This is a genomic window from Dactylosporangium sp. NBC_01737, assembly GCF_035963215.1.
Taxonomy (GTDB): Bacteria; Actinomycetota; Actinomycetes; order Mycobacteriales; family Micromonosporaceae; genus Dactylosporangium.
Map to the genome: position 1 here is coordinate 7,695,901 of NZ_CP109153.1, position 26,801 is coordinate 7,722,701.

Consider the following 26,801-nt stretch of genomic DNA (forward strand, 5'->3'; position numbering starts at 1 on the left):
AACGTGGCAGGCATGGAGCTGCTGACGGCCGCGGGGGAGCGCCTGGTCACCGGCTACGACGGCAAGCCGTTCACGCGCGGGGCCGAGTCGACCGTCGACGCCGTCCGCGCGGCCGCCGGGCGGCACCTCGCCACCGCCCGCACCGAGTTCGACCGGTTCGGCCGGCAGGTCTCCGGCTACGCGGTGCAGCACCTGCTGCCGGAGCGCTTCGACCTCACCCAGGCGCTCGTCGGCTCCGAGGGCACCCTCGCCGTCATCACCCAGGCGACCGTGAAGCTCGTCGTCGACGCCCCGGTGCGGGTCGTGGTGGTCCTCGGCTTCCGCGACATCGTGGCCGCCGGCGAGGCCGCTCCGGCCGTCGTCGCGCACGGCCCGACGTCCTGCGAGGGCCTCGACTCGCGGCTCATCGACGTGCTGCGCGCCCGCACCGCCGCTCCGCCGCTGCCGGCCGGGGCGCCTGGCTCTTCGTCGAGCTCGCCGGCGACGACCTCGGCGAGGTCGAGTCCGGGCCCGGGTGCTCGCCGCGGCCGGCATCGGCGACGCCGCGCTGGTCGTCGCCGACCCCGTCACCCAGGCGCAGCTGTGGCGCATCCGCGAGGACGGCGCCGGACTGGCCGGCCGCGCCCCGTCGGACCGCCCGGCGTGGCCCGGCTGGGAGGACGCCGCCGTCCCGCCGCAGCGCCTCGGTGCGTACCTGGCGAGGTTCGACGAGCTCGTCGCCTCCTACCAGCTGACCTCCGCGCCGTTCGGGCACTTCGGCGACGGCTGCATGCACGTCCGCCTCGACTTCCCGCTCGACGAGCCGGGCGGCACGAAGATCCTGCGCGACTTCCTCACCGACGCCGCCAAGCTCGTCGGCGAGTTCGGCGGCTCGCTGTCCGGCGAGCACGGCGACGGCCGCGCCCGCTCCGAACTGCTGCCGCACATGTACTCCGCCGACGCGATCGCCCTGTTCGCCGCGGTCAAGCACGCCTTCGACCCGGGCAACCTGCTCAACCCCGGCGTCCTGGTCGACCCGGACCCCGTCGACGCCGACGTGCGACCCGCCGGCCGGTTCCCGCTCAAGGCCCTCGCGATGGCGTACCCGCACGACGGCGGCGACCTCGCCCAGGCCGTGCACCGCTGCACCGGCGTCGGCAAGTGCCGCGCCGACAACTCCGCCGCCGGCGGCGTCATGTGCCCCTCCTACCTCGCCACCCGCGAGGAGAAGGACTCCACCCGCGGCCGCGCCCGGGTGCTGCAGGAGGTCGTCCGCGGCGAGCTCGCGTGGTCCGACCCGGCCGTGCACGACGCCCTCGACCTGTGCCTGTCCTGCAAGGGCTGCGCCTCGGACTGCCCGACCGGCATCGACATGGCCACGTACAAGTCCGAGGTGCTGCACCAGACGTACCGTGGCCGGCTGCGCCCGCGCTCGCACTACACCCTCGGCAAGCTGCCGCTCTGGGCGCGACTGGCCGGCCGCACCCCTCGGCTGGCGAACCTGGGCATCCGGCTGCCGGTGCTCGGCCGGCTCCTGCTGTGGCTGGCCGGCGTCGACAGGCGGCGCACCGTCCCGGCGTTCGCGCGGCGCCCGTTCCGGCGCACGTTCCAGCCGGCGCCCGGCGGGACGCCGGTGGTGCTGTTCGCCGACTCGTTCTCCGACGCGTTCTCCCCGGAGGCGGCGCAGGCCACGGTACGGGTGCTGCGCGCCGCGGGATACGAGCCCAGGCTCCCGTCCGGGTCGGTCTGCTGCGGCCTGACCTGGATCACCACCGGCCAGCTCGACGCGGCCCGCACGATCCTGTCCCGCACGGTTGCGGCGCTCGCCCCCGACGCCCGCGCCGGCGTCCCGATCGTCGGCATCGAGCCGTCGTGCACCGCCGTGCTGCGCTCCGACATCCGCGAGCTGCTGCCCGGCGACGAGGACGCGGCTGCGGTCGCCGGCTCGGTGCGGACCCTCGCCGAGCTGCTCGCGCAGACGCCCGGCTGGACCCCGCCGGACCTGTCCGGGATCGACGTCATCGCCCAGCCGCACTGCCACCACCACGCCGTGCTCGGCTGGAAGGCCGACGCCGACCTGCTCAAGGCCACCGGCGCGCAGGTGCGGCGGCTGGCCGGGTGCTGCGGGCTGGCCGGGAACTTCGGCGTCGAGATCGGCCACTACGAGGTGTCGGTCGCGGTGGCCGAGCAGCACCTGCTGCCGGCGCTGGACGCCGCCCCGGACGCGGTCGTGCTCGCCGACGGCTTCTCGTGCCGCACCCAGGTCGCCGACCTGCGCGACCGCCCCGCCGTCCATCTGGCCCAGCTGCTCGACCCCGGGCGTGGCGGTCTCTGATCCGACTGCCCGGGCGGTCCCGCGGGCCGTATGGTTCCTCAGGGACGGCATCCCAGGTCGGAGGAGCGCGGTGACGGGCACGCCGGACGTCGACAGGGTCTTCCTGGACTACCTCAGCAGCCGGGGGAAGACCAGACCGTTCACCCTGGAGGGATCCGAGCACCTCGACGAGACCGTGATCCAGCCGATCGCCGACAGCGTCCTGGCCTTCGTCCGCGGCAGCGTGCTCGACCCGGCGCTCGGCGAGCTCGTGCGGCCGGACCGCGTCGTCGTGCGGACCGTCCCCCACGCCAAGGTCCAGGCCGTGACGATCTGGCTCGCCCCGGTCCACGCCATCGCCGTGAACCTCGGCCTGATGCTGTTCGTGTACCGCGTCGCCCGCGCCGTGGCCGGGCAGGTGATCGTCAGGACCGAGCAGGACCCGCCGGTGCCGCCGGAGCGGGAGGCGGTCGACGTCGTCGCCACCCTGGTCGACTGGCTGTCCTCACCGGTGCACGCGCCGCTCATCGACGACTGGCCGGCCGGACCCCGGGAGGTCCGCACCGCCGACAACATCGCCAGGGCCTGCGAGCGCTTCGTGCTGTGCCACGAGATCGCCCACATCCTGCACGGCCACCTCATCGCCGACGCCGGCCTGGCCGACCCCGCGGAAGTACCGCTGGAGCGGCTCGACCAACGCGGCTGGCAGCAGGAGATCGAGGCCGACGTGGTCGGCGCCGCGCTCACCATGGACTCGCTGCCGGACAGCGGCGTCGACCCGCGGGCCGGCGCCGTCGGTGCCGTGTTCTTCCTGCGGTGCCTCGCCATGGCGGAGTCTGTCGGGGCGATCACGCCCGGCGACACCCACCCGACCGCCGCGGAGCGGCTGGCCGCCGTCGACAGCGCCCTGCGGATGCGGTACGGCCCGCACGCCCCGAAGATGCTGGCGGCCGCCGACGAGTACGACGTCCTGCTGGAGCGCGTCGGCGCCGCCGCCCTCGTGGTGCGGGACCGGCGCCGCACCCAGGCACGGGCCGTGCTGGACCGGGCGTTCCGCGAACACCCGCTGATCTTCGGCGGCGACCGCGACTGGGACCGCGACGTCGCGCTGCTGGAGCAGGTGCAGACCATGCTCGCCACCGCGCCGAGCGCCGTGCTGGAGGCCGTCGCCGCGAACCTCATGGACACGGCCGAATACGAACGCTGGTGGAACGCCGTCGGCTCGCAGGAGCAGCTGCGCACCGACGACCGTTTCCGGCGGCACCATCTCGCGCTGTTCCTCGGCACCTACCTGCCGCCGCCCGTCAAACGGGCGCTCGGCATCAACACGATCGCCTTCACCACACCGCAGGAGCCGCCCTCGTGACCGGGACACTCACCTACACCGACTCGGTCGACGAGTCCTGGGCGGCGCGCGCGGTGGAGACCATCAGCGTGTCGGTGACGCCCGACGTCGACAACCCCATCGTGCTGGACCTGTCCGGCACGTGCCCCCGCTGCCGCGACGACATGGCCGACAGCCATTGGCTCATCGCGTTCAGCGGCGTGTCCGGGATGACCCGCGACGACGCGATCGTGGCCGCGACGGCGCTGCGCGACGCGGGCATCGTCGCGGAGTCGCTGCTGCCGGCGGAGTTCACCGTCCAGTGCCGGTGCGCCGTGCCGCACCCGGATCCGTTGCAGCGCACCGGCCTGCGCGGCTGCGGCGCCGCCTGGCGGATGCGGTTCGAGCTCACGGACGACGACCTCGCGGGGGACGAATGAGCGTGCCCGGGCGCCGGGTGAAGGCGGTGCCGCCGCTGCGCGCCACGCCGGGGCCGCGGGAGGTCGAGGACCGTGCACGCCTCGCCGATGAGCTCCGCACGGCGCTGGAGCGGACCAGGCGCAACGCGGAGAACTGGCGGACCGGGATGGCCGGGCTCCTCACCCTGGTCACCGCCACGCTGCTGTTCAAGGGCCGGGCGTCGATCGCCGACTACGCGCCGTGGGCCGGTTACGCGCTCGGCGCCCTGGTGCTCGCCGCGCTCGCCGCCGGCCTGGTGTCGCTGTGGCTGTTCCTGGCCGCCGCGTACGGCAGGCTGGCACCGACGAGCGCACAGCGGATCCTCGACGGCGGCGGGATCGAGCCGCACACCGTCCGGCTGGCCACGGTCGCCCTGGCCGACCTCAGGCTCGCCCGCCGCCTCGCCGTGCTCAGCGCCGGGCTGCTCGCGGTGGCGCTGCTGCTGTCCTGGTACGGGCCGGCGGCGGAGACCACCGCCCCGCTGGTCCAGGTGACGGCGCGGGAGGCGCCGCCGGTGTGCGGCACCCTCGACGGCATGGACGCCCAGACGGTGCTGGTGCGCGTCGCCGGCGAGCCGAGCGCCCGCAGGATCTCCGCCACCGAGGTCCTCTCCCTGCGTGTCGTGCAGCGCTGCTGACTCTCGCCCCCTCAGCGGTGATCCCCGGTCGCCGCCGGCCGCGTCGTTCTCCTTGCCGTAGACCGGCGTGGCCGGCCCGTCCGCGCAGTGCCGCCGGGCGACCTCCGGCGGTGCCTGCCCGCCGGCCGGATCAACGGGCGCACCAGGGTCGACGCCGGCGGGTAGGGTCGTCCGCGTGGATCTGGAAGACACCGCCGCCCGGCTCGCAGTGCCCGTCGAGGACGTCGAGCGGGTGCACCGGCTCGCCGGCGACCAGCCGTCGGCGCCGCTGCCCGCCAAGGCCGACGCCCCCGCCATCCTCGACCGGCTCGCCGTGCTCCCCGACGACGCCGCCGAGATCATGGCCGGCTGGCCCGACCCCGGCTCTCCACTGTGGACCCCGGAGCTGCGCTGGCTGCTCAACCGCACGATCGCCCTGGTCCGCGCCGACCTCGGCGGCCACGGCTGGCTACCGCCCGGCCCGGAGTTGCCCCGCGACCGCGGCCCCGCCTGGCAGCATCTCTACGTGTACGCCTACCTGGCCCTGGTCGACGTCGTCACCGGATACCACCGCGACCACGGCATCGCCGCTGCCGTGTCCTGGGCGACCCTCGCCGACCTGGGCCGCAACCTCGCGATCGACCGGCGCATGCACCGCGAGGGCTGGCCGGTCATGCAGGCCTGGCTGACCCTGCACGCCCGCGGCGGCCTCTACGAGCTGGGCCGCCTGCAGCACCAGCGCGGCGGCACCGCCATCGACCTGCACATCTTCGAGTCGGGGCCGCTGACCCCGGAGGCGATCGACGCATCGCTGGACGAGGCCCGCGCGTTCTTCCCGCGCCACTTCCCCGACGAGCCCTACACGGCGTTCGCCTGCGGCTCCTGGCTGCTCGACCCGCAACTGCGGGAGTACCTGCCCGAGGACTCCAACATCGTGCGCTTCCAGCGGCGGTTCGAGCTGGACCCCTACGAGGAGCCGGAGGGCCTGGACGCCGACGTCGAGGTCCTGCGATTCGTGTTCCGCTCCCTGACCACCCCCCTGGACCAGCTGCCCCGCCGCACCGTCCTCCAGCGCGCCGTCATCGAACACCTGAAGTCCGGCCGCCACTGGCAATGGCGCCGCGGCCGCTTCCCGATCGGCTAGACCCGGCGTCGCAGCCAGGCGAAGCCGAACGCGGCCAGCAGGAGCGACAGGGCCGTGTACAGGGACAGTTCGATCCACTGGAACGCCCAGTAGCGGTTGCCCGGCTGGTAGGTGTGCTGGAAGTGCAGGTGCTGCGCGACGGTGCAGGCGATGGTGGCCTCCACGCCGTCGGCGGCGGCGATGCAGCGCCTCGCATCGTCGCCGGTGTAGGGCGAGCCGTCCGCCTTGAACACCTGGGACGCGTCCTGCAGCGCCCAGCCGCCGGGGACGTGGTAGCCGTGGAGGTGGATGGTGTTGTCGTCCTGCAGGCCGAGGCCGACGCCGGAGTTCATGACGGACGCGTCCAGGGCGATGGTCTCGGTGACCGGCGGCATCAGGTGCTGCCGCACCACCGACGGGACCAGCAGCTGCAGGGCGGTGAAGGCGACGAGCGTGACCGCCATCGCCGGCAGGGTGCGCCGCGCGACCATGCCGGCGACGGTGCCGAGGACGAAGGCGAACAGGCCGTATCCGATGGGCACGATGTTGCGCGCGGCGAAGTTCATGGCCGCGAACCGGTCGCCGACGGCGGCGTCGTACCGGCTGACGGCCCAGGTCAGCAGGAGGCTGAACACGCCGGTCACCAGCGCGCTGCTCAGGCCGATGACGGTGAGCTTGGCCACCAGCCACCGGGTGCGGGTGACGCTCTGGTTCCACACCAGCCTGTCGGTGCGCTCCTCCAGCTCCCGGGCCACCAGCGGGGCGCCCCAGAAGATGCCGATCAGGGCGGGCGCGGCCATGAGCGCCAGGCCGATGACCGCGACGGTGTCGCTGTAGCCCCGGCGCAGCTCCATGAGCGCGACGCGGCACGCCTCGCCCGCACAGCCGGCGACCCTCGTGTCGGCGAAGGCGTCGATCTGGTTGCCGAGGTGGATGAGGTACAGCGCGAGCAGCGCCAGCGCGCCGCCTGCGGCCAGGGTCTGGGCGCGGAACTGCCGCCAGGTCAGCCAGATCATCGGTGTGCTCCTGTCATGGACGCCCGGGTCAGGTAGGCGAGGGTCATGTCCTCGAGGTCGACGGGCTCGCCGCCGGGCACCGGCCCGGGGCAGCGGACGATCATGGAGCTTTCGCCCCGGGTCTGCTCGGCGTGGATCAGCTCGGCCCCTTCCGGCAGCGGGTGCGGCGAGCCGGGGCGGCCCGTGATGCGGTGGTGGGCGGCGAGGAGGTCGGCGACGTCGCCGGCGATCTGCACGCGGCCGTCGGCGAGCACGATCAGGTGGTCGCAGACCTGCTCCAGGTCGCCGAGCAGGTGGGAGGAGAGCACGACGCTGACCTTGAGCTCGTCGACGAAGTCGAGCAGGTCACGCATGAACCCGCGCCGTGCGAGGGGATCGAGGGCGGCGACCGGCTCGTCGAGGACGAGCAGGTCGGCCCGCTTGGCCGCGGCGACGGTCAGGGCGAGCTGGGCGCGCTGGCCGCCGGACAGCGAGCCGGCCTTCTGGCCGAGGTCCAGCCCGCGCAGGCGGATCCGCCGCTCCGCGAGCTCCCGGTGCCATCGCGGGTTCAACCGGGCGCCGAGCCGCAGGTGTTCGCCGACGGTGAGCCTGCTGTACACCGGAGCGTCCTGCGCCACGAACCCCACCCGGGACAGCTGCTCGGCGCTGACCGCCGGCCGGTGGCCGAGCACCTCGATGGTGCCGCTCGTCGGCGCGATCATGCCGCAGACCAGCCCGAGGAGCGTCGACTTGCCGGCGCCGTTGGGGCCGACCAGGCCGACGATCCGCCCGGCGGGCACCGTCACCGTGCAGTCGTCCAGCGCGAGCCGCCGCCGGTACCGTTTGCTGAGACCTTCGGTATGGATGACCACGGTCATCACGTCCTCCTGGATGCTGTTGCCGGACACATGCCGCCTTTCTAGAGGGCGGGCGGTCACAGCACGGTCCGCGCCGTTGTGACCGGACTGTGACGGCGGAGTCGTTAGCCTGCAGCGATGCGGGTACTCGTCGTCGAAGACCAACCGGACCTGGCCGACTCCGTGGCCCGGGTGCTGCGGCGGGAGGGCATGGCCGTCGACGTCGCCTACGACGGCGGGGCGGCGCTGGAGCGGGCGGCGGTCGTCGCGTACGACGTCATCGTCCTGGACCGGGACCTGCCCGTGGTCCACGGCGACGACGTGTGCCGGACCCTCGTCAACGGCGGCTCGCTGAGCCGGGTGCTCATGCTGACCGCCTCGGGCACCGTCGCCAACCGGGTCGAAGGGCTGGGGCTGGGCGCCGACGACTACCTGCCCAAGCCGTTCGCGTACGCGGAGCTGATCGCGCGGATCCGGGCGGTGGGCCGGCGGTCGCAGCCGGCCGCCCCGCCGGTCCTGGTCCACGGCGACCTGCGTCTCGACCCCGCGCAGCGGACCGCCACCCGGGCCGGGGCCCGCCTGCCGTTGAGTCCCAAGGAGTTCGCGGTGCTGGAGTACCTGATGACGTGCGGCAGCCGGGTCGTGCCGGCCGAGGAGCTGCTCGACCGGGTCTGGGACGAGGCGGCGGACCCGTTCACCACCACCGTGAAGGCCACGATGAACCGGCTGCGGGCCAAGCTCGGCGACCCGCCGATCATCGAGACCGTGCCCCGCGCCGGATACCGGATCTGACCATGCGGTTGCGACGACACCCGCTGCGGCTCCGGCTGACGCTGCTGTACTGCCTCGTGTCGGTGATGTCGAGCGCGGTGCTGCTGGTCATCATGTGGGCCCTTGCCACGAGCCTGGACATGGGCGTACCGCCGATGCCCCTACCCCGGCCGCCGGCGCCGGTGTCCCCACCCGCCGACGCCCGGGGCGTCCCGGCGCCGAGGCCGGTGCCGGAGATGGACGTCGGTGTCGGCGTCGTCGAGACGTCCGGCGGGCTGGCGCGGCCCCTGATCGCGTTGGCCATCATGGCGGTGATCTCGCTGTTCCTCGGCTGGCTGATCGCCGGCCGCGTGCTGCGCCCCGTGCTGACCATGACCGAACGCCTGCACCAGATCTCCGACCGCAACGTGCACGAGCGCCTCGCCCTGCCCGGCCGCCGTACCGAGCTGAAAGACCTGGCCGACACCGTCGACGGCCTGCTCGGACGGCTGGAGACGGCCCTCGACGCGCACAAGCGGTTCGTCGCCAACGCCGCCCACGAGTTGCGCACCCCGCTGACGGTCGAGCGTGCGCTGCTCGAGGAGCCCCTGATCGACCCGGACGCCGACCTGGCGACGTTCCGGGCGAACTTCGAGCGGCTCCTGGCGATCAGCGAGCGGCGCGGGCAGCTGCTGGAGTCGCTGCTCACCCTGTCGAGCAGCGAACACGGCCGCGGCGCCGACGACCTGGTGGACCTCGCCGACCTGACCGAGCTGACGCTGCGCGAGCGCGCCCCCGAGGCCGAGCGGCGCGGGCTGCGGGTGACGACCTGGCTCCAGCCGGCGCGGGTACCGGGCGACCCGATCCTGCTCGGCCGGCTGCTGGTCAACCTGTGCGACAACGCGATCCACCACAACGTGCCCGGCGGCACGGTCGAGGCCAGTGTCCTGCGGGCCTTCGGCCGGGTGGTGCTCACCGTGGCCAACACCGGCGAGCGCATCCCGCCGGACCAGGTCGACCGGCTGTTCGAGCCGTTCCAGCGGCTGCACCGCACCGCTGACGACGGGCACCACGGCCTCGGCCTGTCGATCGTGCGCGCGATCGCCCACGCCCACGGCGCGACACTCACCGCACACCCACACCCCGACGGCGGCCTCGTCGTCGAGGTGGCGTTCCCGCTGGTCGCCGGCGCCGTCGAGGACGGCGCCCACGTGGTCACGGACGGGGGCTGACCCCCGCCAGGGTCAGTGCGAGGAGGCGGTCCGCCTCGGCCGCCGGGTCCGGGTGGTGTTCGGTGGCCAGGGCGATGCCGGTGATCAGGGCGAGGACGTCGGTGACGGTGACGCCCGGTGTCAGCTCGCCGGCCGCGGCAGCGCGGCGTACCAGTGGCTCGCCGGCCTCGGTGAGCTGGGCCGTGGCGCAGTGCTCGTGGACCGCGCCGGGGTCGGCGGTCAGGTCGCGGTTCAGGGCGATGGCCAGCCCCCGGATGGTTGCCGCGGAGGCGGTGACGGCGCTGAGCCACTCCAGCAGCGCGGCCCGGGTGTCGGGGCGGCCGGTCAGGTCGTGGGCGTGCGTGCACAGGGCCTCGACCCGTTCGCGGAAGACCGCTTCGAGGAGGGCGTGGCGGCTGGGGAAGTGGCGGCGCACGGTGGCCGAGCCGACGCCGGCGGTGCGGGCGATCTGCTCCAGGGACGCGTCGGCGCCGTGCGCGGCGACCTCCTGTGCCGCCACCGCGAGCAGGCGCGCGTAGTTGCGGCGGGCGTCTGCACGCTGGACGGGCATGGCGGTCACCTCGAGGTTGCTAAGTGGCGGGGCCCTCCGTATCGTAGGCCACGCAGAAACGGCGGGCCCCGCCGTTTTTCGTCAGCGCCGTCAAGAGGAGTCAAATGTCCACCGATTCGGCACCCGTCCTGGTCACCGGCGCCACCGGCCAGCAGGGCGGCGCCACCGCTCGTGCGCTGCTGGAGGCGGGGTTCCCCGTCCGGGCGCTGGTCCGCGACCCCACCACCGACAGGGCGAAGGCCGTCGCGGCGCGCGGCGCCGAGCTGGTGACCGGCGACCTGCGCGACCGCGACTCGCTGATCAGGGCCGCGCAAGGAGTGCGGGCCGTCTTCTCGGTGCAGATGCCCCCCATGCACGACGGCGGCATCGACTTCGCCGGCGAGCTCACCCAGGCCGTCAACCTGATCGAGGCCGCGCTGGCGGCAGGCGTGCCGCAGTTCGTGCACACGTCGGTCTCCGGCGCGGGGCAGCACACCGCGACCGCCGGCTGGGCCGAAGGCCGGTGGGCCGCCCTGGAGCCGTACTACACCACCAAGGCCGGCATCCAGGACCGCGTCCGTGCGGCGGGTTTCACGCACTGGACGCTGCTCAAGCCGGGCTGGTTCATGGAGAACTTCCTGCCCGAGGCCGCATACCTGTTCCCCCGCGGGGTCGAGGGCGGCCTGGTGACGGTGCTGCGGCCGCAGACCCGGCTGTCCCTCGTCGCGGTCGACGACATCGGCAGGGCGGCCGCCGCGGCCGTCGCCGAACCCGGCCGCTTCCACACCGTCGAGCTGGAGCTGGCCAGCGACCTCCGCACGATGACCGAGATCGCGGAGGTCCTCTCCCGAGCGCTGGGCGTGCCGCTGACGGCGCCGGACATGACCGAGGAGGAGGCGGTCGCCGCCGGCATGCCGGTGTGGGCGGGCGTCTCCCATGAGCGCATCAACGTGACCGGGCAGCCCGCCCGCCCCGAGGACGCGCGCGCCCTCGGCATCCCGCTCACCTCCTTCGAGCAGTGGGCGCGTCAGCTCACCAGCCCGCTGCGGTAGGCGTAGACCACCGCCTGGACGCGGTCGCGCAGGTCGAGTTTGGTCAGGATGCGCGACACGTACGTCTTGACGGTCTCCTGACTGATCACCAGCGTCACCGCGATCTCATGGTTGGACAGCCCCTCGGCGATGAGGCGCAGCACCTCCAGCTCCCGCGGGGTCAGCGCGGCGTCCCGCCCGGTCTCGGGCGGCCGGATCCGTGCCGCGTACCGCCCGACGAGCTCCCGCGTCACCTCGGGCGCCAGCAGCGCCGCGCCGGACGCGACGGTGCGGATGCCGTCCAGCAGCTGCGCCGGCCGGGCGTCCTTGAGCAGGAACCCGCTCGCGCCGGCGCGCAGCGCCTCGTACACGTACTCGTCGAGGTTGAACGTCGTCACCACGAGCACCTTCACGGGGTTGGCGACACCGACGCCGGCCAGCAGCCGGGTCGCCTCGATGCCGTCGAGCACCGGCATGCGGATGTCCATCACCACCACGTCCGGGTGCAGCCGGCCGGCGAGGTCGACCGCGGCCCGCCCGTCGGCGCACTCGCCGACGACCTCGAGGTCCGGCTGCGCGTCGATGATGGTGGTGAACCCGGTGCGGATGAGCGCCTGGTCGTCGCAGACCAGCACCCGCAGCCCAGCGGTCACGACTGGCTCCCGGTGGGGATGCTGGCACGCACCACGAAGCGGCCGTCGGAGCGCCGGTCGGCGTCGAACTCGCCGCCGAGGACGCCGACGCGCTCGCGCAGCCCGGCGAGCCCGCGCCCGCTCCCGCCGGCGTGCGCGGGGTGCGTGCCCGGGCCGTCGGTGCTGACCTCCACGATGGTCTCCCTTCCGCCGTAGTGGACGTCGACGGTGGTCCGGCTGCCGTGGGCGTGCTTGAGGGCGTTGGTCAGCGCCTCCTGCACGACCCGGTACGCCGCGACCTCGGCGCCGCCGGTCAGCTCCGCCGCCCTGCCGTCCTCGGTGAACTCCACCGGCTGCCCCGCCTGCCGGGCCTGCTCCACGAGCGCGCGGATCTCACCGACGGACGGCATCCGCGGCTCGGCGGTGTGGTCGGGGTTGAGCAGGTCCAGTAGGTGCCGCAGGTCCGTGATGGCCCGCCGGCCGGTGTCGGTGATCGCGGTCAGCGCCTGGTCAAGGCGTTCGGGGGCGGCGGTGAGATACCGCGCCGCCTCCGCCTGCACCACCATCGCCGTCACGTGGTGCGTCACGACGTCGTGCAGTTCGCTGGCGATGCGGGTCCGCTCGGCGGCGCGGGTGGTCTCCGCGACGCGCCGGCGGTGCTCCGCCTCGGTCGCCCGGGTCGTGCGCAGCCACGCCCCGATGCCCCACGCGAGCGCCAGCGCCAGGTAGAACGTGACGAATCCGGCCGGCCCCTCGGTCGACCCGTGCCGGTCGAGGGCGACGGCCAGCGGCACGTACGCGACGGAGGCCGCGACCATGGTGGTGCGCCGGAACCGCTCCAGGTGCGCCGCCGCGCTCAGCAGCGCGATGGGCAGCGCCGTCCCGGCGACCGTGTGATACCCGCGGAGCTGGTCGGCGGCGAACCCCAGCGACACCAGCGCCAGGCACACGGCCGGCCAGCGGCGGCGCATCGCGAGCGGCAGGCACTCCAGGGCGATCACCACGGCGGCGAACGCGTCCATGGGACGGCCCGGCAGGTCTCCGAGCTGCGTCCCGCGATTGTCGAGCGCGGGCACCAGCGACGCCGCGACGAGCAGCAACCCCAACGGGAGATCCCGGACCGTGACGTCGAAGCGTCGCCACAGGTCCGGGATGCGCCGTACGTCGATCACGGGGCGAGCGTAGCGGCCGCGCCGCCCGTGCCGCTTGTGCCCGTTGTGCCGCTGCCGTTCGTGCCGTTCGTGCCTGTGCCGCTGACGCCTGTGCCTTCCGTGCCGCTGACGCTCGTGCCGGTCGGGCCCGTCGTGCCGATGGGGGCGGCGCTCCTGCGGCGGGGCACCACGTTGCCGCGTCGCCGGGCGAGCCACATGAACACGATCGTCAGCGTCACGCCGGCCAGCAGCGAGTACACGCTGCCCTCCGGACCGAACCCGCCGCCGCTGATCGCGGCCGGGCCGGACGTCACGCCGTCGAGCAGGCCGTCCGGGGCGCTCTTGCCGGACACATCGGTGCCGAACACGCCGCCCGCGGCGAAGTTCCAGCCGAAGTGCACGCCGATCGGCACCCACAGGTTGCGGGTGGCCGCATACACGGCGGCGAGCAGGGCCCCGGCCTCCACCGCCACGGCGAGCGCGCTCCACAGCGTGGCGTTGGGGTTCGGCAGGTGTGCCAGACCGAACAGCGCGGCGGTCAGCAGCAGCGCGCCCCACGTGCCGATGCGCTCCTCGACGATCCGGAAGAGGATGCCACGGAAGATCAGCTCCTCCGTCACGGCGGCGGCGGCCATGAATCCGAACAGCGCCACCGCGCCCGTCACCGATCCCCAGCCGGCCACCCGGTAGCCGCCGAGCAGGGCGATGTTGGCGATGACCGCCGCGAACATGGCGACGCCGATCAGCACCCCACGGCCGAGCGCCGGCGCGGCGCCGTCCAGCGCCACCTCGACCGGCGCGCGACGCTCGGTGCGCCGCACCACCCACGCATAAGTGAGCAGCGACAGCACCGCCGTCGCCACACCGAGGATCAGGGTGAGCGGCACGTTCCACCCCGCCGCGCCGACACTCAGGCTGCCGGCGAGCGCGACCGCCGCGACCGCCCCGAACTGCTTCAGCAGTCGCATGGTTCCCCCTCGTTCGATCCCGCCGCCCAGCGCCGCGGGTACCTCGAACGTTATGGATTCCACGCCGCCGAATCGTCACCACGTGGTGGACATTGCCGGGTAGCTCGCACGGGGGACAGCAGGCGCACGGGCCGGGGTCACCTCGACCAGGCGTGGCGGGGCCGCGCGGCCGCCCGCAGCGCCGCCGTGTCCGGGCGGGCCTGGACGCGGCATGGTGGAGAATCTCGGCATGAGCATGATCACCGAGTACGTGCGGCTGCGGCCGCACGAGCTCGCCGAGCTTCGCCGGCTGCTGGCCGAGAAGCCGGATGACGCCCACGAGTACGCGGGCGACCTCGCCATGGGCGACGAGGACGAGGAGACGTCGTCGCGCGGCATGGACACCGACAAGGCCTGGGCCGGCCTGCAGTACCTCCTGTCCAGGCTGGACCCGCCCGTCGACGTCATCGGCGGCGGCGAACCGCTCACCGACGACGAGTGGGGCCACGACGCCCCGCGCCTGCTCACCACCGACGAGGTGCTCCGGGCGGCCAGGTTCCTCGCCGGCACGCCGTTCGCGTCGCTCGCACAGCACTACACGCCCGCGGAACTCGTCGCGGCCGAGGTCTACCCGGTGATCTGGGACGAGGGCTGGGCGCTGTCATCCCTGGAGGAGTGCTACGCGCGGATCGTCGCGCTGTTCGCCGCCGCCGCGGCCGACCATGAGCCGATGCTGGTCTGGAAGTCCTGACCGTCACCGGCGCGGCGCCGAGGCGTTCAGGGGCGCAGCAGCCAGTACACCTCGGTCCACACCTCGGCGGGGTCCTCGTGGTGCGGCCCGTAGACCTCCCACCGCGGACCCGCCGGCTCCCGCCCGTGCGCGGCGCACCAGCCGGCGACGGCCTGATGCGCCGCACCCAGCCCCGCATACGATCCGCGGTGCACGGTCATCGCCACCGGCCCGCCGGGCAACGCCGACATCGTCACCCGGCCGGTGAGCGGGCACGGCTCGTCCAGGGCCACACCGACCTCGACGTTCGGCACGCCGTCGCGGTACAGCATGACGTTGCGGCAGCCGCGGCTGATGCCGGCCGCCCGCAGGCAGCTCCACACCTCGTCCAGCAGACCCGGCCACAGCGCCGGGAACTCCTGCCACGTCGTCGTCGCCGCGACCACGGCGGTCGGCCTGGCGGCTACCTCGGTCGCCGTCACCTCGTGTGCCATCGGACTCCTTCCCTTCCGCTCAGCGCAGGAAGTGGACGCGGGTCGTGGTCCCGGCCTGCGTGGTGTACCGCTCTACCAGATCGGCCACCGCGTTGACCACCATCAGTCCTCGGTTGTGGGGGTCGTCCTTGTCCGGTCCGAGCTGGCCGGCCATGACGTCGGTGATGTGGCCGGCGTCGCTGACCTCGCACACGACCCGCTCGTCGTCATACCACGTCCGCAGGATGCCGGAGCCGCCGCCGTGCCTGATGCTGTTGGTCGTCAGTTCGCTCACCGCAACCTGCAGGTCGGAGATGCGATCCGGCGGGAGATCGGCCTCGAGCCCGATCTCGGCTGCGGCCCGCCGCACCTTGACGATGTCTCCCACCTCGAATCGCAGCGTGGTCGCGTGATGCGGTGAGTTGAGCAACGGCACGTTGTAGGTATCGGCGATGCTCAACGGCTTATACGCGTCGCTCGCCCGCAATCCGGTCGACTCGATGACGACGGGGTGCGTGGCGGAGACATCCTGGACGACGTCCCGATGCTCGCCGCCGTAGAAGCAGAAGATGGCAGCGTCGCGCCCGCCGAACGCCAGGTTGATCATTGCTTCGTACTGCATCCACGCCGCATACACCCCGGTGGAGTGGTCCGGCCAGACTGCCTCGATGATGATGCGAGCCCGCCGGCCGGCGTGTTCGTCCAGGAAGCGGCTCAGGGTCCACGGGATCATGCGCGCCGGGTTGCGGCCGATCTCGGTAACGTCCGCAATGCGCACCCGGTCGGCGAAGTCGCCGAGCCGCTCGCGCAGCAACGCCTCGGTCGCCGGTCGCACCGCGACCAGCAGCGGCTCGTCTCGAGCCACGGTCTCATACATCATTGCCATCATGGTCTCCAACTGCATCGTCGCGTCGTCGTGCAACCGGGCCTCGTGCACGAACGTGGCGACGTCCGGTGGCGAGGACCGTGCCAGCCAGCCGATGAGCGCTTCGACCTGTCCTGTCTCCTCTGCCGGCCAGGTCGGCACGAAATGAACCTCCGCGTGCGGGAGTAGCAGCAGCAGCGGCACCGGGCTCGGATCCGGCGTGCCGACGTAGAGGACACGCACCGGCATTGCGATGGATCTGGGATCGAAGTCCAAGTCACCGTGCAGGATCATGTCAAGGGTCGGGCCGGACACGACCGCCACGCGGGAGATCCGCCCGGTCAACAGGTCCGAAGCCGCGGCAGCCAGCGCGTGCTGCCCGCAGTCAGACTCACCCAACACCGCGAACTGCTCAAGGTCGAGAAAATCAGCAAGGAGGCGGATATCCCGAACGGTGCCGGCGACCGAACGGCCGTGCGCCCGCTGGAACACGATGAGCCGCACGCCGAGCCGGCGGAGGGCCGCATCCGGGAGCTTCGCGTCGCCGTGACCGCCGTGCAGGTACACCACCGGATAGCCGTCCGGGTCGCCGGAGACCTCGACCGACCGGTCGTCTTCGGGAACGGGACCGCCCATGGCGTGCAGGAGATCGGCCGCGACCGAGGCGAGCCGCACCATCGACGGCCGCGGCTGCGCGTCGCCGGGCAGCGCCAGCACGCGGAAGGTCTCCGTGCCGGGTGTGGTGACGTGCGCGCCGATCAGGTCGATGACCTCGAACGCCGTGTCGCGGGTCAGGTGGCGTTGCAGGACCGCGCGGACGCCCGGCAGGAAGTCGTACGTCGAGTCCTCGCTCTGCGAGTCGCAGTGCAACAGCCCGCCGAGCAGCACCTCGGCGAGGTCGGCCGGCGTGGACCGCGGCAGTTGGGCGCGCTGGACGAGGCGCATCGTCGGCAGCGTCAACGGCGCGGCGGCGAGCCGACACGCGAGGTCGAACGCCATCGGTGAGGCCGCCGCGCGGAAGGCGTCGACGAGCTCCGAGGCCGACATCGGCGCCGGGACCGGGATCGGCGCCGGTGGCACGAGCAGCGGGACGTCGTACCAGACCGGAGGGCCGCAGACCAGGTTGGCCCATCGTTCGAGGAAGCGGTCCGACAGGTGCAGCACCGGCAGCGGTGTGGCCCCGCGCCGGCCGGTCGTGGACCAGGACCGGTTCGCCAGTGCCGGTCGGGCGCTCAGCACGCGGCCGCGGGCCGCCGACAGCGCGGTGCCGGGCCAACGCGTTGGCGGCAACGGGTTCAGCAGGGCGACGCTGCGGTGCTCGGCCCACTGCCGGACGCGGGCCACGGCCGAGCCGTCCCGCCACTGCGGACCCGTGCCGTCGGTGAAGACCAGCGCCGCGCCGTGGCGGGCGGCGGGCAGGCGGCGCGCGGTGAGGGGCAGCACCTGCACCCGCCGGAACACGCCGGACTGCTCGATCAGGCGGCGGACCTCGTGCAGCGTCGGCGTCCACATCGCCATCGACGGTCCGGTGTCGACGACGAGCACGAGATCCAGCCAGCGGTGCCCGGCGCGGTGCCAGGCCGGGACCGGATAGGTCGCGGCGGCCGACTGCTCCGCGGTGACCGCCTCGTCGATGGTGCGCCGGGCGGGCGCGGCGTCCACGAGGCGGCGGGTGAAGGGCCGCAGCGCCCGCAGCATCGCCCGGGCGTGTGGCAGCGGCGGCACGGTGACACCTCGGGCGAGGTGCAGGGCTCGGCGCGCATCGTGCCGTCGGTGGTGTACAGCGCCGTCGCCGGCGACGGCGCGGGGCGGGCAGCTGCTCCGGCGGAGGGTCCGGCGCGGGTGGGCCGGCAGCGGCCGGTGCCGGTGCGGCCGATCCGTCGGGCAGGTCGGGGGTCATGAAACCGGCCAGCCACAGCACATCCGCGATCTCGGTCGCGGTCGCGTCGGACCGGTGCTCGAAGTCCGGGCTCATCGGTCGTCGGGTTCGGTCAGTTCCCTGAGCACGGCTTCGACCACGGCGTTCCAGGTCCACTTCGTTGCGTCGCCGCGCTGGGTGGTGAGGTAGACCAGGCTCAGCAGCTGGTCGCTGGCCAGCTCGTGCTGCGCCGCCCGGCGCAGGAAGTCCTCGACGAGCGCTCTGGTCGCGTCCGGCACCCCGCCGTCGAAGTGCGCCGCCACCATCTCCGTCAGCTCGGCCGCGGTCGGCGCGGCGAGGTCCAGCCGCACGCATCTGCGCAGGAACGCCGGTGGGAACTCCCGTTCGCCGTTGCTGGTGACCACGATGACCGGGAAGGCCCGGCACCGGACCCGGCCGTGCCGCACGTCGGCGTGGCCGTCCTGGTCGGCGGTCATCACCGTGACCGGCCGGTCGGCGTCTGGCAGGCGCAGCAGCTCCGGGATCTCGAACTCGCCGTCCTCCAGCACGTGCAGCAGGTCGTTGGGCAGGTCGAGGTCGCCCTTGTCCAGCTCGTCGACGAGCAGGACCCGCGGCCGGTGGCCGGGCAGCAGCGCGGTGCCCAGTGGGCCCAGCCGCACGTAGCGGCCGATGTCGGTGCGCCGGCCGTTGGACTGGGTGCGGTCGAGACTCTCGTCGTGCAGCCGGCCGATGGCGTCGTATTGGTAGAGCCCCTCGGCGAGCGCGGTCCGGCTGGTGACGCGCCAGCGCAGCACCGTGCCCAGTCTCAGCTCCCGGGCGATCGCATCGGCCAGGGCGGACTTGCCGACTCCCGGTTTGCCGGTGACCAGCAGCGGCCGGCGCAGGTACAGCGCGGCGTTGATGATCGCCAGCTCCCGGGTACCGTACCGGCGACCGGCGCCGACCGCGCCGAGCCGGCGCAGTGATGCCGGGTCGATGCCGCTGTCGCTGGCACCGTCGCCGATCTCGAAGTTCCGCCAGTTCGGCGGCGGCGGGAGTCGTTCGATGCCGTCATGGGGTACGCCGGCACCGTTGAAGATCTGCCAGGTCATCAGATGTGCGCCTTCCGGGGCTTCGGCGGCTGCAGTACGGAGGGGAGCGTCGCGGTCGCCTCGGGGTCGTCCCAGAGCAGCACGACGTCGTGGCCGGGGTGATCGGGTCCGGCGTCCGGCTCGGCGGCCTGCGCCCGTTGCGCGCGCACCGCCCTGGGCAGGTCCGCCAGCGGCCGCCCGCCGAGGACGTCGCGCAGCGCTGAGCGCCGGTCGATGCGGCGGCCGCGATGCCAGATCGCCACGTTGCAGTTGAGCCGGCGCAGCAGCCGTACCACGGCGGCGGGCTGCCCGGCGAGGCGATCGCCGATGACGGCGACGCAGGCGGCCCCCGGGCCGCACGTCCGTCACGTCGTCCACCCAGGTGACCCCGTCGGCGTCGCCCGTGGTGCCGAGGGTCCGCCGCCACCGCGCCACCTCGGCCTGGGCGTCCCGCGCCGGCGGCGACGTCGTGGGCCGCACCGTCACGATGCAGCAGGTGCCGAGCGCGACCGCGGCGCCCTGGCGGGGGACCTGCCACTGCTCGAACGGCGCGGCGACCAGGTGATCGGGCACGACGAAGGTCAGCCGTGCGGGCACGCGGGCGGTGTCGTGCGCGGTGTGCCGGCCGATGAGGTCGGCGACGACCCGGGACACCTCCGCGAGTCGCAGCGGCTGCCGGGGGACGGCGACCTGCGCCGGGCCGGCGCCGCCGTGCGCGTGCAACACCGTCAGCAGGTACCGGCCCGGGGTCAGCAGGTCGTCGTCCAGCCGGACCGTGATCAGCTGCGGCCCGATCAGCCCGGCGGCGTCACGGTCGGCGTCGGCCCGTACCGACGCCAGCTGCTGCCGCCGCTCCGGCTGCCGGATCTCGCCGATGTTGTCGTCGACCCAGGAGCGCAGCTGCCGGCGCATCGGGTCCCGGCAGCCGGCGGCGAGGTGCTCGACGAACGCGAACAGCGGGTAGGTGTCGACATAGGTGCGGAGCAGGTCGACGCAGCGCTGCGGATCCGACGGAGGGTCGGTGGCGCCGGCGATGCCACCGCCGGCGGTGCGGAACAGCAGCGGGACGTCGGCGACCGCGGGGAGCGCGCTGAGCAGGTCCGTCAGGGAGGAGTAGGCGGCCTCGTCGAGCGAGAGGCGCAGCTGCGAGTGCCCGCTGACGTTGTACTGCACGTTGCCGTCGCCGATTTGCACACCTTTCGCGTGCGGCATCGAATGTGGCGGCAGCTCCTCCATCGCCGCAGATTATCCATCCTGCGCCAGTGCACGTCACTGCCTCAGCCGTCACCCGGACGGGTGGGGCAGTGGGAGCAGGGCGAGGGGGACGTGGTGCTGGCCGGCGTGGATGTCGCGGTCGTGGAGGCTGCCCTGCGGGACCGGGCGGGGGAAGGAGATCTTGACGACGTTCAGGTCGGGCAGCCGGAAGATCTGCACGGTGTCCGCGGCGACCCGGTACAGGCGGGCGACCACCGCCTCGTCCAGGTAGCCGGGGTCGGCGACGATGGCGTACCCGGTGCTGTCGCGCATGAACAGCTCCATCGTCACCCAGAACGGGCCGGCGTTCTTCGACCGGACCTCCAGGGCGAGGTCGGCGACGGTGCGGGGGTTATCGGGCATCGGGGGCCTCCGGGAGGTGGATGCGGAACAGGCCGGTGGGGGAGTCCACGTCGACGGCGTGGTTGAGGGCGAACTCGTACGTCGCGCCGCGTTCGGTCTCGGCTGGTGAGGTGGGGAAGGCGAGGCTGGGCAGATGGCGCATGTCCGGGGTGGGCAGGTGCAGCATGAGCGGGTTGGCGATCTTCGCGACGGCCGTGGCGGTCTGCTGGTCGGCCGCGTGGACCAGGAGCATGACGCCGACCTCGCGGGGCGGGCGGGTGTCCGGGTCGATGGCGTCCAGGACGGCGTTGTGGCCGTACAGGCGGATGTCGAAGGCGTACTCGTCGGTGCGCAGCGCCAGGGTCTGGGTGACCCGGTCGACGAGGACCTGGCGCAGCAGCGCGGCCCAGGTGTCGATCTGGCCGAGGATGTGCGGGTCGCGGATGGCGGTGAACGACATCGTCTCGTACCCGGTGATGCGCGAGCCCTCCAGCTTGATGGTGTGCTGCGCGGCGGGCTCGAACCGGGAGTGCTCCACGCGGACGCGCCGGGAGTCCAGGGCGCGGTACGTGGCGTCGCCGACCATCAGCGTGCCGGCGGGTTCGCGCATGGAGAACGGGTTGACGGTCTCGTACAGCATGTGCGCCGCGACCGAGGTGGGTGTGCAGGAGACGGCCGGGTCGAGCGGCTCGATGGTGAAGCCGGTGGCGTCGATGGTGGCGAAGACGCCGCCGGAGCGCGGGTCCGTGGTGCACTGCGCGCCGCACTCGACGATCTTCGAGGCGTGCCAGGTCGGGCCGGCGGGCATGCCGGCCATGAGCGGGAAGGCCGCGACGACGGCGGTGTCGGTGGCGCGTCCGGCGAGGACCACGTCGGCGCCGGCGGCGAGGGCCTCCGCGATCGGTTCGTGGCCCATCATGGCGACGATGTGCTCGCAGCTGTCCAGCGTCGCCTGGTCCAGGTCGCCGGACGGCGGGAGCGGGCGGATCCGGCCCTGGTCGAGGTGTTCCTTGAGGTCGGCGGCCCGCTGTTCGCTGTAGACGGTGGCCACCCGCAGGCGCAGCCCTTCCGAGGCCAGGACGTCACGGGCGATGCCGGCGACCCAGTCGACGCCGGAGTCGGTGCCGCTGGTGCCGCACGAGCCGATGATCAGCGGGATGCCGGCGGTGGCCGCGGCGCGCAGCAGCAGGCGCAGGTCGCGGGCGACGGCGGCGGCGGTGGTCTTGGCGGTGCCGGTGCCGAGGTAGTACGGCCCGGAGTCGGTGGAGCCGCCGTCCAGGGCGATGACGTCGGCACCGAGCTCCAGCCCGCGGGTGACGATCTCGGGCGGGAAACCCGAGCCGAGCATGCCGGACGGCACCAGGATTCGGACGCAGTCACGGGGTGACGTCATGGGATCGCTCCTCGGAGTTCATCAGGTGGGCGTCGACGGGTTCATGAGGTGGACGTAGACGGGTTCATCAGGTGGGCGTTGACGGAGGATGCGGGGTGGCCGGCGAGTGCGGCGACGAGCTCCGTCGCGCCGTCCAGGCCGGCGGCGCGGCGCGCCTGCGCGGTCTGCCCGGCCATGTGCGAGTAGACGGTGATGCCGTCGACGCCGCGCAGCACGCTGTCGGCCGGCAGCGGCTCGACGTCCACGACGTCCAGGGCCGCGCCCGCGATCCGGCCGCTGCGGACGGCGTCGGCGAGGGCGGCCTCGTCGACGATCGGCCCGCGGGCGGTGTTGACGAGGTGGGCGGAGGGCTTCATCCGGGCCAGTGCGGCGGCGTCGATGAGGTGCCGGGTGCGGTCGGTCAGGGCGGTGTGCACGGACACGAAGTCGGCGTCGCGGAGCAGCTCGTCCAGGGTGACGAACCGGGCTTGAGCGGGCCGCGTCGGGACGGTGGTGTGGCACAGCACCGTCATGCCGAACGCGACCGCGAGGGGCGCCACCCGCTGCGCCGCCGCGCCCCAGCCGATGAGGCCGAGGGTCCTGCCGCGCAGCTCCTGGCCGTCGGCGCGGGGCCACTGCCCGGCGGCGACCCCGGTGGCCAGGGGCACCAGCCGCCGGGCCTGGGCGAGCAGCAGCGCGATGGTGTACTCGGCGACCGCGTTGCTGTTGACGCCGGGCAGGTTGCTGACGCTGATGCCGAGCCGGGTGGCGGCGGGCACGTCGACGGAGTCGTACCCCACGCCGGTGCGCACGACGGCCCGCAGGGCGGGCGCCTGCTCCAGCACCCGCGCCGTCATGGGCTCGTTGGCGATGAGCGCGCCGTCGACACCGGCGAGGGCGGCGATGAGCTGCTCGGGCCGGCGGGGCCCGCGCATCGGGTCGTGCCGGGTGGTGAAGCCCAGGCCGGTGAGGTAGACGTCCACCTCGTCGCCCGGCGTCAGGTAGTCGGTGGTGATGAGCACGGCCGGCATCAGAAGGCCACCGGTGCGGCCGCGTGACGGCGCTGCAGGCGCCCGAGCCGCACGATGACGAGGACCGCGAGTGTGGCGAGCACCGCGATGTCCAGCAGCATCCCGTGCCAGCCGGTGAGGTCGACCATGGCGCCGATGAGCGCGGGCCCGCCGAAGCCACCGAGGTACCAGGTGACCGCGTACAGGCCGGTGTAGGTGCCGAGGACCCGGCTGGACGGTGCCAGGTTCCACAGGGCGACGACCGCGTTGATGGAGAAGGCGGCGGCACCGGCGGCGGCGATGCAGAACACCACGACGGTGCCGGTGGCGGTCTGCACGAGCGTCCCGGCGGCAAGGGCCACGGCGAAGACGATCATGCCGAAGGCCATCGTGCGCAGCCGGCCGAACCGTTCGGCGGCGAGGGCGGCCGGGTAGCAGGCGAGCAGGTAGGCGACGCCGCTGGGCAGGGTCAGCCCGCCCGCCTCGCCGCGGGTGAGGCCGAGGGCCTGCATGCCGTACGGGGTGATCAGCGAGCGGGAGGCGAACCACGCCCCGCCGAAGAGCACGACGGTCAGCAGCAGCAGGAGCCGGCGGCGGTCGGGGTCGCGGATCAGCTCGGTGAGCACCTGCCGGAACGGCACCCGGGCCTCGGCGTGCCCGGCGGCGGCGTCCTCGGTGAGGGCCGCCTGGTACGCCGGCGACCGGCTGTCGCGCACCTTGGCGATCAGGACCGCGGTGGCGAGCAGCATGATGACCGCCGGGATGGCGAACGCGCCCCGCGGGTGCTCGTCCACCACGAACAGGCTGATCAGCGACGCGACGATGATGGTCAGCGAGGTCGCGATCTTCACGGCGGCGTTGGCGCGGCTGCGCCGTTCCGGGCGGATGAAGTCCGGCACCAGCGACTCCGCGAGGGGGCGCGTGCTGTTGGCGACCAGCGCGTACAGGAACATCACGGCGACCAGGGCGGCCAGGGACGTGGCCCAGGGCAGGAGCAGGAAGATCAGCGCGCCGAGCGGCATGCCGACGGCGATGTAGGGCATGCGCCGCCCCCACCGGGTGCGGGTGTTGTCGGAGCGGTTGCCGATCCACGGCTGGACGAAGATGCCCAGCAGGTTGTCCGCGCCCATGAGCAGGCCGACGAGCGCGGCGCTGCTCACGTGCTCGCGCAGCAGGACGGGCACCTGGTTGTCGTAGAAGTTCCAGGTCGACTCCTGCGCGAAGAGCGCCAGAGCGACGAAGAACGTGATCTTGCGGTTGGACACCGTACCGTCGCGGACCTTCAGATCGGCCATGCGGATCCTCCTTGGGGTGTCCGCGCCACGGTAATTTGCTATAGCAAACTCGTCAACAGTTGCAATTCAGTTTGCCATGGCATGCGCTAGAGTGCGGTCATGTCCGCTGAAACGCTCGCCGATCAGGCGTACCGCCACGTCCGCACCGCCATCGCCACCGGCGAGCTCGCGGCGGGGGAGAAGGTGACCGAGCGCGGCATGGCCGAGCGGCTCGCGATCAGCCCGACGCCGGTCCGCGAGGCGCTGCGCCGGCTGGAGCTCGACGGGCTCATCGAGCGCATCGGCCCGCGCACCGTCCTGGTCGCCGCGATCCGCGACGCCGCCATCGACGACCTCGCCGAGGTGGAGGTCGGCCTGCGCGGCCTGGTCGCCAGGTTCGCCGCCCGGCACGCCACCGCCGCCCAGCTCGACGCCCTCGACGCGATCCTCGACCGCGCCGACGACCTGCTGATCCTGCTCAAGGACCGGCGCGGGCAGGGCCAGCCGACCGACCGGCACCTCAACGCGCTGCTGGACACCATGCAGGAGTTCAACGACACCGTCGACGCGTGCGCGCACAACCCGGTGCTCGTGCGGATGCTGGAGCAGAGCCGGGTGTTCTCCCGCCCGCGGCGCCGTTCATTGTTGCTGCAGCACGTCGCCAGGGACGACACATTCGGCCTGGAGCGCTACACCAGCCACCGGGCCCTGGTCCGGGCGCTGCGCGCGGGCGACTCCGCCACCGCGGAGCGCATCGCCCTCGAAGACTCCCAGGGCGGCCTGTCGGCGCTGCGGGAGGAGCGGTGAGCGCGATGGGCACGGCGGGCACGCATCGCATCGCCGTCATCCCCGGCGACGGCATCGGCAAGGAGGTCGTCCCCGCCGGGCTTCTCGCTCTGGAGGCCACCGCCGGCCGGTTCGGGCTGCGGCTGCACTTCGACACCTTCGACTTCGCCAGCGCCGACTACTGGCAGCGGCACGGCACCATGCTGCCCGCCGACTGGGAGGAGACGCTGCGCGGCTACGACGCCATCTACTTCGGCGCGGTCGGCTGGCCGGCGGTGGTCCCGGACCACATCTCGCTGTGGGGCAGCCTGCTGCAGTTCCGGCGGACGTTCGACCAGTACGTGAACCTGCGCCCGTGCCGCCTCATGCCCGGCGTGCGCAGCCCCCTCGCGGGCCGTGAGCCGGGCGACATCGACTTCGTCGTCGTGCGGGAGAACACCGAGGGCGAGTACTCCAGCGTCGGCGGGCGCATCTTCGAGGGCACCGAGCGCGAGACGGTCCTGCAGGAGACCGTCATGACCCGCATCGGCGTCGACCGGGTCCTGCGCTTCGCCTTCGAGCTGGCGAGCCGCCGGCCGGGACAGCACCTGACGTCCGCCACCAAGAGCAACGGCATCTCCATCTCCATGCCGTACTGGGACGAGCGCGTGGCCGCGATGGGCGAGCGGTACCCGGGCGTGCGGCTAGACAAGTTCCACATCGACGCCCTCGCCGCGCAGTTCGTCCTGCACCCCGACTGGTTCGACGTGGTCGTGGCCAGCAACCTCTTCGGCGACATCCTGTCCGACCTGGGCCCGGCGTGCACCGGCACCCTCGGCATCGCCCCGAGCGCGAACATCAACCCGGAGCGCCACCACCCGAGCCTGTTCGAGCCGGTGCACGGCTCCGCCCCGGACATCGCCGGCAAGGGCATCGCCAACCCGGTCGGCCAGATCTGGTGCGGCTCCATGATGCTGGAGCACCTCGGCCACCCCGACGCGGCGGCGCACCTGCTCGGCGCCATCGAGGACGTCCTGGCCCACGGCCCCCGCGACGCCCCGCTGACCCCCGACCTGCACGGCACCGGCACCACGGCCGAGCTGGGCCACGCCGTCGCCGAACGCGTCCGGGAACGCCGACCGGAGGGGGACGTCAGCGGCTGAAGAGCTGCTCGTCCAGGCCGGCGGGGCGCAGCGTCTCCGGGCACGACGGCGAGTAGTAGTTCATCGTCAGCACGGCGCGCAGGGCGTCGTCACGGCGCAGGGGCTCGACGTAGTGCGCGTGCCGGCGGGCGTCGAAGAAGTACAGCTGACCCTTCGCCGGGTAGATCCGCATGGCGTCGGCGTCGACGGCTGCCACGTCGCGGGCGGCGCGGTTGCGGGCGACCACGAGAGCGCCGCCGGTCTCCTCGGTGCAGGAGGTCAGGTACAGCAGCCCCTGCATCGGGTTGCTGTCGACGTGGCACGGGTACCGCATCGTGATCCCGTCCTGGACGTTGAGGCTCAGCGCCCGGTTGTCGCTGCTGGTCTCGTGCAGCTTCTCCTCCGCGGTGCGCTCCCCGAGCTCCTTGAACCAGCCGCTGTACAGCTGATGCGTCCACGGCGCGGCCTCGCGCAGCACCTCGCCGTCGACGCTGTGCATCGGGATCTGCGCGTCGGCGACCTCGCGGGCGGTGGCCATGGTGGGCCGGAACACCCGCCGGACCGCATGCTCGCGGGCCACGCCGAGCAACGTCTCCGCCCAGCCGGCGGGCAGCAGGTGGCCGACGTCGTACACGTGCCAGTGGAACGGCAGCTCCTGCGGCGGCCGCCAGACGGTGCTGGTCATG

General features: G+C 73.3%; 24 protein-coding genes and 1 pseudogene. 11 read left to right on the forward strand and 14 right to left on the reverse strand.

Going from position 1 to position 26,801, the window contains the following annotated elements; translation table 11 throughout:
* The first annotated feature begins 514 nt into the window (after positions 1-514).
* The 5 genes from OHA72_RS35135 to OHA72_RS35155 all read left to right on the forward strand — a co-directional run bounded on the left by OHA72_RS35135 (position 515) and on the right by OHA72_RS35155 (position 5,836).
* Positions 515-2,314, forward strand: a complete 1,800-nt coding sequence (locus OHA72_RS35135; RefSeq protein ID WP_327000349.1) for an FAD-binding and (Fe-S)-binding domain-containing protein — start codon at positions 515-517, stop codon at positions 2,312-2,314.
* 70 nt (positions 2,315-2,384) lie between these two features.
* On the forward strand, positions 2,385-3,659 hold the full coding sequence (locus OHA72_RS35140; RefSeq protein WP_327000350.1) for a phage exclusion protein Lit family protein: 1,275 nt from the start codon (positions 2,385-2,387) through the stop codon (positions 3,657-3,659).
* Positions 3,656-4,057, forward strand: a complete 402-nt coding sequence (locus OHA72_RS35145; protein ID WP_327000351.1) for a hypothetical protein — start codon at positions 3,656-3,658, stop codon at positions 4,055-4,057. The genes OHA72_RS35140 and OHA72_RS35145 overlap by 4 nt, the downstream gene beginning before the upstream one ends.
* Complete coding sequence (locus tag OHA72_RS35150; protein ID WP_327000352.1) at positions 4,054-4,713, forward strand: hypothetical protein; 660 nt, start codon at positions 4,054-4,056, stop codon at positions 4,711-4,713. Before OHA72_RS35145 ends, OHA72_RS35150 begins: the two co-directional genes overlap by 4 nt.
* 175 nt (positions 4,714-4,888) lie before the next feature.
* Complete coding sequence (locus OHA72_RS35155) at positions 4,889-5,836, forward strand: acyltransferase domain-containing protein (RefSeq protein ID WP_327000353.1); 948 nt, start codon at positions 4,889-4,891, stop codon at positions 5,834-5,836.
* Here OHA72_RS35155 and OHA72_RS35160 read toward each other — a convergent pair.
* Together OHA72_RS35160 and OHA72_RS35165 are read right to left on the reverse strand one after the other, a co-directional pair.
* On the reverse strand, positions 5,833-6,831 hold the full coding sequence (locus OHA72_RS35160; RefSeq protein WP_327000354.1) for an ABC-2 membrane transporter-related protein: 999 nt from the start codon (positions 6,829-6,831) through the stop codon (positions 5,833-5,835). The two genes, OHA72_RS35155 and OHA72_RS35160, sit on opposite strands and share 4 nt — an antisense overlap.
* Positions 6,828-7,688, reverse strand: a complete 861-nt coding sequence (locus OHA72_RS35165; protein WP_327011727.1) for an ABC transporter ATP-binding protein — start codon at positions 7,686-7,688, stop codon at positions 6,828-6,830. The genes OHA72_RS35160 and OHA72_RS35165 overlap by 4 nt, the downstream gene beginning before the upstream one ends.
* A gap of 117 nt (positions 7,689-7,805) precedes the next feature.
* Between OHA72_RS35165 and OHA72_RS35170 the strand changes: the two genes are divergently transcribed.
* Positions 7,806-8,459, forward strand: a complete 654-nt coding sequence (locus OHA72_RS35170; RefSeq protein WP_327000355.1) for a response regulator transcription factor — start codon at positions 7,806-7,808, stop codon at positions 8,457-8,459.
* Between the two features lie 2 nt (positions 8,460-8,461).
* Positions 8,462-9,649, forward strand: a complete 1,188-nt coding sequence (locus tag OHA72_RS35175) for a sensor histidine kinase (protein ID WP_327000356.1) — start codon at positions 8,462-8,464, stop codon at positions 9,647-9,649.
* On the opposite strand, the gene OHA72_RS35180 is transcribed toward OHA72_RS35175, so the two are convergent.
* Positions 9,633-10,199, reverse strand: a complete 567-nt coding sequence (locus tag OHA72_RS35180; RefSeq protein WP_327000357.1) for a TetR/AcrR family transcriptional regulator — start codon at positions 10,197-10,199, stop codon at positions 9,633-9,635. The genes OHA72_RS35175 and OHA72_RS35180 overlap by 17 nt on opposite strands.
* A gap of 104 nt (positions 10,200-10,303) precedes the next feature.
* Between OHA72_RS35180 and OHA72_RS35185 the strand changes: the two genes are divergently transcribed.
* Complete coding sequence (locus OHA72_RS35185) at positions 10,304-11,230, forward strand: NmrA/HSCARG family protein (RefSeq protein ID WP_327000358.1); 927 nt, start codon at positions 10,304-10,306, stop codon at positions 11,228-11,230.
* Here the strand turns inward: OHA72_RS35185 and OHA72_RS35190 are convergent.
* The 3 genes and pseudogenes from OHA72_RS35190 to OHA72_RS35200 all read right to left on the reverse strand — a co-directional run.
* Positions 11,206-11,862: a response regulator gene (locus OHA72_RS35190; RefSeq protein WP_327000359.1), complete on the reverse strand. Its 657-nt coding sequence runs from the start codon at positions 11,860-11,862 to the stop codon at positions 11,206-11,208. The two genes, OHA72_RS35185 and OHA72_RS35190, sit on opposite strands and share 25 nt — an antisense overlap.
* A complete protein-coding gene (locus tag OHA72_RS35195) occupies positions 11,859-13,013 on the reverse strand; it encodes a sensor histidine kinase (RefSeq protein ID WP_327000360.1) in 1,155 nt (384 codons plus the stop codon). Before OHA72_RS35195 ends, OHA72_RS35190 begins: the two co-directional genes overlap by 4 nt.
* Before the next feature lie 134 nt (positions 13,014-13,147).
* Positions 13,148-13,960, reverse strand: a pseudogene (locus OHA72_RS35200) (lysostaphin resistance A-like protein); the annotation flags it as partial.
* Between the two features lie 229 nt (positions 13,961-14,189).
* Here OHA72_RS35200 and OHA72_RS35205 point away from each other — a divergent pair.
* The gene (locus OHA72_RS35205) at positions 14,190-14,690 is read left to right on the forward strand and encodes a YfbM family protein (RefSeq protein WP_327000361.1); all 501 of its coding nucleotides are present in this window, start codon (positions 14,190-14,192) and stop codon (positions 14,688-14,690) included.
* Between the two features lie 26 nt (positions 14,691-14,716).
* Here OHA72_RS35205 and OHA72_RS35210 read toward each other — a convergent pair whose 3' ends face one another.
* The 7 genes from OHA72_RS35210 to OHA72_RS35240 form a co-directional block, all read right to left on the reverse strand.
* Positions 14,717-15,163, reverse strand: coding sequence for a GyrI-like domain-containing protein (locus OHA72_RS35210; protein ID WP_327000362.1), 447 nt, complete (start codon positions 15,161-15,163; stop codon positions 14,717-14,719).
* A 19-nt stretch (positions 15,164-15,182) separates the two neighbouring features.
* Positions 15,183-17,861, reverse strand: a complete 2,679-nt coding sequence (locus tag OHA72_RS35215) for an anti-sigma factor RsbA family regulatory protein (protein ID WP_327011728.1) — start codon at positions 17,859-17,861, stop codon at positions 15,183-15,185.
* Between the two features lie 117 nt (positions 17,862-17,978).
* Positions 17,979-20,192: an AAA family ATPase gene (locus tag OHA72_RS35220; RefSeq protein ID WP_327000363.1), complete on the reverse strand. Its 2,214-nt coding sequence runs from the start codon at positions 20,190-20,192 to the stop codon at positions 17,979-17,981.
* A 48-nt stretch (positions 20,193-20,240) separates the two neighbouring features.
* Positions 20,241-20,573 carry a DUF4387 domain-containing protein gene (locus tag OHA72_RS35225; RefSeq protein WP_327000364.1) on the reverse strand — a complete coding sequence of 111 codons (333 nt, stop codon included), beginning with the start codon at positions 20,571-20,573 and terminating at the stop codon, positions 20,241-20,243.
* Positions 20,563-21,945, reverse strand: a complete 1,383-nt coding sequence (locus tag OHA72_RS35230) for an acyclic terpene utilization AtuA family protein (protein ID WP_327000365.1) — start codon at positions 21,943-21,945, stop codon at positions 20,563-20,565. The genes OHA72_RS35225 and OHA72_RS35230 overlap by 11 nt, the downstream gene beginning before the upstream one ends.
* A gap of 41 nt (positions 21,946-21,986) precedes the next feature.
* Entirely contained in the window at positions 21,987-22,946 is a 960-nt protein-coding gene (locus OHA72_RS35235) for a phosphoglycerate dehydrogenase (RefSeq protein ID WP_327000366.1), read from the reverse strand.
* 8 nt (positions 22,947-22,954) lie between these two features.
* A complete protein-coding gene (locus OHA72_RS35240; protein ID WP_327000367.1) occupies positions 22,955-24,229 on the reverse strand; it encodes an MFS transporter in 1,275 nt (424 codons plus the stop codon).
* A gap of 99 nt (positions 24,230-24,328) precedes the next feature.
* On the opposite strand from OHA72_RS35240, the gene OHA72_RS35245 reads away from it, so the two are divergent.
* Both OHA72_RS35245 and OHA72_RS35250 read left to right on the forward strand, forming a co-directional pair.
* A complete protein-coding gene (locus tag OHA72_RS35245; RefSeq protein ID WP_327000368.1) occupies positions 24,329-25,015 on the forward strand; it encodes a GntR family transcriptional regulator in 687 nt (228 codons plus the stop codon).
* A 5-nt stretch (positions 25,016-25,020) separates the two neighbouring features.
* On the forward strand, positions 25,021-26,136 hold the full coding sequence (locus tag OHA72_RS35250; RefSeq protein WP_327011729.1) for a tartrate dehydrogenase: 1,116 nt from the start codon (positions 25,021-25,023) through the stop codon (positions 26,134-26,136).
* Here OHA72_RS35250 and OHA72_RS35255 read toward each other — a convergent pair.
* A complete protein-coding gene (locus tag OHA72_RS35255) occupies positions 26,126-26,800 on the reverse strand; it encodes a 2OG-Fe(II) oxygenase (RefSeq protein ID WP_327000369.1) in 675 nt (224 codons plus the stop codon). The two genes, OHA72_RS35250 and OHA72_RS35255, sit on opposite strands and share 11 nt — an antisense overlap.
* Position 26,801 lies beyond the last annotated feature (1 nt).